Here is a 4,406-nt window from a genome sequence, read left to right as displayed (position 1 = left end):
CTGACCGGGGCCACCGGCACCCTCGGTGGCCTGTTCGCCCGCCACCTGGTCACCGAGTACGGTGCGCGCCGGCTGCTGCTGGTCTCGCGCCGCGGTCGCGCGGCCGAGGGCGTGGACGAGCTGGTGGCGGACCTGTCGGCGCTGGGCGCGGAGGTCGCCGTCGCGGCCTGTGACGTGTCCGACCGTGCCGCGCTGGCCGAGCTGATGGGTTCGCTGGAGCACCCGCTCACCGCCGTGGTGCACACCGCCGGCGTGCTGGACGACGGCACCATCTCCTCGCTCACCTCCGAGCGGGTCGACACCGTGCTGCGTCCCAAGGTGGACGCGGCCTGGCACCTGCACGAGCTGACGAAGTGTCAGAACCTTTCCGCCTTCGTGCTGTTCTCCTCGGCTGCCGGGGTGTTCGGCGCGGCCGGCCAGGGCAACTACGCGGCGGCCAACAGCTTCCTGGACGCGCTCGCCCAGCGCCGCCGGGCGGCCGGTCTGCCGGCGGCCTCGCTGGCCTGGGGCCTGTGGGCCGAGGACGGCGGCATGGCCGCCGCCCTGGTCCGCTCGGACGTCGAGCGGATGGCGCGCGGCGGCGTCACGGCGCTGACCGCCGAGGACGGCCTGCTGCTCTTCGACGTGGCCGTGCGGTCGCCCGAGCCGCTGCTGGTCCCGGTCCAGCTGGACCTGGCGAGCCTGCGGGCCCAGGGCGCCGCGGGCCTGTTGCCGCCGCTGCTGCGCGGTCTGGTCCGCGGGCCGCTGCGGCGCGCCGCCAGGAGCACCGACGCCGCCGCCGGCGGGGTGGCCGGTTCGGCACTGGCACAGCGGCTGGTGGCGCTCTCCGAGGCCGAGCGCGACACCGCGCTGCTGGAGCTGGTCTGCGCGGAGGTCGCGGCGGTCCTCGGCTACCCGAACCACGCCTCGGTGGACGCCACCCGGGCGTTCAAGGAGCTCGGCTTCGACTCGCTGACCGCCGTCGAGCTGCGCAACCGCCTGGGTGGGGTCACCGGCCTGCGACTGCCGGCCACCCTGGTCTTCGACTACCCGACCCCGACCGCGCTCGCCGAGTTGCTGGGCATCGAGTTGCTGGGCTCGCTCCCCGGCGCCGGGCTGCCGGTCACGGCGGCCGCCGTGGTGGAGGAGCCGATCGCGATCGTCGGCATGGCCTGCCGGTTCCCGGGCGGGGTGACCTCGCCCGAGGGCCTGTGGGACCTGGTGGCCGACGGGCGGGACGCGGTCTCCTTCTTCCCGGAGGACCGCGGCTGGGACGTGGAGAACCTGTACCACCCGGACCCGGACCACCCGGGGACCTCGTACACCCGTGAGGGTGGCTTCCTGCACCGCGCGGGGGCGTTCGACCCGGCGTTCTTCGGCATCAGCCCGCGCGAGGCGATGTCGATCGACCCGCAGCAGCGCCTGCTGCTGGAGACCTCCTGGGAGGCCTTCGAGCGGGCCGGCATCGACCCGGCCACCCTCAGGGGCAGCCGCACCGGCGTCTTCGTCGGCGTGATGTACAACGAGTACGGCATGCTGCTCGCACAGTCGGTCGAGGGACTGGAGGGCCAGGTCGGCACCGGCACCTCCGGCAGTGTTGCCTCCGGCCGGGTGTCCTACACGCTGGGCCTGGAGGGCCCGGCGGTGACGATCGACACCGCCTGCTCGTCGTCGCTGGTGGCGTTGCACCTGGCCTGCCAGTCGCTGCGGTCGGGTGAGTCGACGCTGGCGCTGGCCGGTGGTGTGACCGTGATGCTGACGCCGGGCACCTTCGTGGAGTTCAGTCGCCAGCGCGGGTTGGCGACCGACGGCCGGTGCAAGGCGTTCTCGGACGACGCGGACGGCACCGGCTGGGGCGAGGGCGTGGGCATGCTGCTGGTGGAGCGGCTCTCCGACGCGCGCCGCAACGGGCACCCGGTGCTGGCGATCGTGCGCGGCAGCGCGGTCAACCAGGACGGTGCCAGCAACGGTCTGACGGCCCCCAACGGCCCGGCCCAGCAGCGGGTGATCAAGCAGGCGCTGGCGAACGCCGGGCTGTCGGCCGCTCAGGTCGACGTGGTCGAGGCACACGGCACCGGGACCCGGCTGGGTGACCCGATCGAGGCGCAGGCCCTGCTCGCCACCTACGGCAAGGACCGGGACGCCGACTCCCCGCTCTGGCTCGGCTCGATCAAGTCGAACCTGGGGCACACCCAGGCCGCCGCCGGCGCCGCCGGGATCATGAAGATGGTCATGGCGATGCGGCACGGTGTGCTGCCGAAGACCCTGCACGTCACCGAGCCGTCCACGCACGTGGACTGGTCGGTGGGTGCGGTGGAGCTGCTGGCCGAGGCCCGCGAGTGGCCGCAGGGCGGCGAGCCGCGCCGCGCGGCGGTGTCGTCCTTCGGCATCAGCGGCACCAACGCGCACGTCCTGCTGGAGCAGGCGCCGGCCGTCGAGGGGGTTCCCGGGGAGCGCGGGGTCGAGGCGCGGACACCGGCGGCGGTGCCGTGGGTGCTGTCGGGGCGGACGGTGGAGGCGTTGCGCGGGCAGGCCGAGCGGCTGCTGAGTCGGCTGGAGACCGAGCCGGACGCGGACCTGGCGGACGTCGGGTTCTCGCTGGCCACGACCCGGGCGGCCTTCGAGCACCGGGCGGCGGTGATCGGCGGCGAGCCGGCCGAGCTGCGCGGCGCGTTGGAAGCGCTGGCCCGTGGTGAGTCGCCGGCGCGTTTCGTGGCCGGTCGGGCCGGGTCGGCGGGCCGGACGGCGTTCCTGTTCGCGGGTCAGGGCAGCCAGCGGGCTGGTATGGGTGCGGAGTTGTACGAGGCGTTCCCGGTGTTCGCGGCGGCGTTCGACGCGGTCTGTGCGGAGCTGGACGGGCACTTGGGCCGTCCGTTGAAGGATGTCGTCTTCGCGGGCGAGCGGATCGACGAGACGGCTTGCACGCAGCCGGCGTTGTTCGCGGTCGAGGTGGCCCTGTTCCGGCTCGTTGAGTCCTGGGGCGTCCGCCCGGACTTCCTGGCGGGTCACTCGATCGGTGAGCTGGCCGCCGCGCACGTCGCGGGTGTGCTCTCGCTGGGCGATGCCGCGACCCTGGTGGCGGCGCGTGGTCGGCTGATGCAGCAACTGCCCACTGGTGGTGCGATGGTGGCCGTGCAGGCTGCCGAGGGCGAGGTGCTGCCGCTGCTGGCCGGTCGCGAGGCCGAGTTGGGTCTCGCGGCGGTCAACGGTCCGTCCTCGGTGGTGCTTTCGGGCGCCGAGGCGGCCGTGCTGGAGGTCGCGGGCAAGCTGGCCGAGCAGGGGCGCAAGACGAAGCGGCTCACGGTGAGCCATGCGTTCCACTCGCCGTTGATGGAGCCGATGTTGGAGGAGTTCCGCACGGTCGTGGCGGGTCTGACCTTCCACGCGCCGCGGATCCCGATCGTCTCGACGCTGGACCAGGAGGCCGACCTCACCACCCCCGACTACTGGGTGCGCCACGTCCGCGAGGCCGTGCGCTTCCGCGACGCCGTCGCGACCCTGGAGGGCCGGGGTGTCCGCACCTTCCTGGAGCTCGGCCCGGACGGCACCCTGACCGCGCTCGGCCAGGGGTGCGTGACCGAGGACGCGGTGTTCGTACCGGTGCTGCGCCGTGACCGGGTGGAGGCGGAGACCTTCACCGCCGCTCTGGCTCAGCTCTTCGTACGGGGTGGCAGGCTGGACTGGGAGGCGGTCTTCGCCGGCACCGATGCCCGGCGCGTCGACCTGCCCACCTACGCCTTCCAGCACGAGAACTTCTGGCCCCGCCCGCTGACCGGCTGGGTCGGCGACGTCGCCTCCGCCGGTCTGGGCGTCGCCGACCACCCGCTGCTGGGCGCTTCTCTCGCCCTGGCGGACGCCGACAGCCACGTCTTCACCGGCCGGCTCGCACTGGACACCCACCCGTGGCTGGCGGACCACGCGGTGGCCGAGACCGTGCTGCTGCCGGGTACGGCCTTCGTCGAGCTGGCGCTGCGGGCCGGTGAACAGGTTGGCTGTGGGCTGCTGGAGGAGTTGACGCTGGAGGCGCCGCTGGTGCTCCCCGCCAAGGGCGCGGTGCAGGTGCAGGTCACCGTCGGCACGCCTGACGGCACCGGCCGGCGCGGCATCAGCCTCTACTCGCGGGCCGAGGACGCGCCGCTCGACCAGCCGTGGACCCGGCACGCCAACGGCCTGCTCGCGGTCGGTGCGGCCGAGGCGCCCACCGACCTGGCGCAGTGGCCGCCGGCCGGTGCGGAGGCCGTCGCGGTCGACGGGCTGTACGACGGTTTCGCCCTGGCCGGGTTCGGTTATGGTCCGGTGTTCCAGGGCCTGCGGGCGGCCTGGCGTCGGGGTGGTGAGTTGTTCGCCGAGGTGGTGTTGCCGGAGGAGAGCCGGTCGGAGGCGGGTCTGTTCGGTCTGCACCCGGCGCTGCTGGATGCCGCGTTGCA

The 4,406-nt window shown here is 74.0% G+C and carries 1 protein-coding gene; it reads left to right on the top strand.

The features are described from left to right. Positions 1 to 4,406 (top strand): type I polyketide synthase (locus tag ACZ38L_RS38560; protein ID WP_465702655.1); only part of this gene is annotated, 4,406 nt, incomplete at both ends.

The sequence above is a fragment of the Kitasatospora sp. NPDC024654 genome (assembly GCF_055559155.1).
The sequence above is the reverse complement of the archived record's forward strand: the minus strand, read 5'-3'. Positions and strand labels throughout refer to the sequence as shown.